Below are 2,296 nucleotides of genomic sequence, written 5' to 3'. Positions count from 1 at the left end.
GCGGATCGGCCAGGCTCTTCGGTAACGGCGGGACGGGTGGGGCCGGCGGCGTCGGCACAGTCACCAGCCCAAACGGCGCCAGGGGCGGCGCCGGCGGTAACGGCGGGCTGCTTTACGGCGCCGGTGGCGCGGGGGCTACCGGGGGGATCGGGGCCTCCGGTGCGACCGGTCTGGTTGGTGGGGCCGGCGGAAACGGCGGAGCCGGCGGCAAGGGCGGGTTCTTCTACGGCCAGGGTGGGGCCGGCGGGTTGGGTGGTGACGGCGGCAACGGTGGCGCCGGCGCGGCAGGTCTAAGCGGCGGTGCCGGTGGAGCGGGCGGGACTGGGGGTGCCGGCGGTGCTAACGGAGCGATATTCGGCCACGCCGGGAACGGCGGCCTGGGCGGCAACGGCGGCGCCGGCGGCCAGGGCGGCGACGGCGCAGCCGGAATCGGAACGGCAGGCGGCAACGGCGGCAACGGCGGGGGCGGCGGCGTGGCTCAGGGTGTGGGCACTGGCGGCAGCACCGGAACCGGCGGCAACGGCGGCAACGGCGCCAATGCCGGCACCCCCGGCGACGGCGGCAACGGCGCGGCCGGCACGGTGAACAACCCCGACGGCGGCAAGGGCGGCAACGGCGGCAACGCGACCGTCGGCCTCGGCGGCACGGCGGGCACCGGCAGCGGCGCTCCGACCAACGGCAAGAACGGCGCCGCGATCGTCGGCGCGGTCGGCAACGGCGGCAACGGCGGTATCGGCTTCAGCCCGTCGGCCGCGGGCGCCAACGGCGGCAATGGCGGCGCCGGCGGCGCCGGCGTCAACAACGGAAAGGGCGGCGCCGGAGGCAACGGCGGCAACGCCAACGCCAGCGGCGGTCAGTCCGGAAACGGTGGCAACGGCGGCGCCGGCGGAACCGGAATCTTCAACAGCGGCATCGGCGGCGACGGCGGGGCCGGCGGCAATACCGGCACCATCGGCTCGCCTGCCACCGCCGGTAACGGCGGCGACGGCGGCGACGGCACCAAAGGCGCGAGCGGCGGGAACGGTGGCCGCGGTGGAAACGCCTTCAACGGCGGAAACGCCGGCCACGGCGGCAATGGCGGAGCCGGCGGCAACGGCGTCGCAAACACCGACCAGCTCGACGGCGGAACCGGCGGCGCCGGTGGGGCCGGTGGCAACGGCGCCGCCCACGGTGACGGCGGCAACGGCGGGGCCGGCGGCAACGGTGCCGGTGGCGGCATCGGCGGGGCCGGCGGCAGCGGCGGCAATGCCGGAACCAACGGCAACGGCGGTAACGGCGGGTCCGGCGGACAAGGCTCGGCGGCTCCCGCCGCCCACAACCCCACGCCGTTGCCGCCATCGACCCAGACCCCAGCGCAGGGCGGTACCCATGGCGCCAACGCCGGCGCACCCAACGGCATTGACGGCGGCGACGGCGGCCCCGGCGACAAGGGCGGCACGGCGCAGCCGGGCGGCGCCGGCGGCGGAGCCGGCAGCGGCAGCATCATCCACAATTCCAACGGCGGCAACGGCGGCCGTGGCGGCGACGGCGGCGCCACCGACGGCAACGTCGCTGCCGCCGGCGGCGACGGCGGCGGTGGCGGCGACGGCCACTTCGGCGGCAACGGCGGTAAGGCCGGCGCCGGCGGCACCGGCGGCAGCGGCGGAGGCAGCGGCGGCGACGGCGGCCAAGGCGGCCCCGGCGGTTTCACCGGCGGCAACGGCGGCGCCGGCGGCGCCGGTGGCGACGGCGGTACGGGCGGCGGCATTGGCGGCAACGGCGGCGGGGGTGGCGCCGGCGGTGGCGACAACACCGGCGCCGGCGGCGGTAAAGGCGGCAATGGCGGCAACGGCGGCTTCGGCGGCGGGGCGGGCGGCAACGGCGGCCAGGGCGGAGACGCCTACCAGAATGGCGACTTGGGCGGGACCGGCGGATTCGGCGGCAACGGCGGCACCGCGGTTTCGGGCAGCACCGGTGGTGCAGGCGGAGCCGGCGGCGCTGGTGGAGCCGGCGGGACGGTGAGCGGCAACGGAGGCAATGGCGGAACCGGTGGCACCGGCGCCAGCGGCGGCACGGGTGCCGTCGGCGGCTTCGGCGGCAATGGCGGCAATGGCGGCGGCAGCAGCCAGATCTCCGTCGGCGGCGAGGGCGGTAACGGCGGCACCGGTGGCCAGGGCGGCGGCGGCGGCGCCGGCGGGGCCGGCGGCACCGGCGGGGCCGCGACACACGGTCTCGGCGGGGCCGGAGGCGCCGGCGGCGGCGGAGGCACCGGCGGCACCGGCGGCACCGGCGGCACGGGCGGCAACGGCGGCAGCCC

Annotated in this window: 1 pseudogene; it reads left to right on the top strand. The window is 78.7% G+C overall.

Going from position 1 to position 2,296, the window contains the following annotated elements:
- Positions 1-2,296, top strand: a pseudogene (locus BST12_RS32480) (PE family protein); the annotation flags it as partial.

Source organism: Mycobacterium angelicum, assembly GCF_002086155.1.
Classification (GTDB): Bacteria; Actinomycetota; Actinomycetes; order Mycobacteriales; family Mycobacteriaceae; genus Mycobacterium; species Mycobacterium angelicum.
Note: the sequence above shows the minus strand (reverse complement) of the source record. Positions and strands in the feature narration are given on the sequence as shown.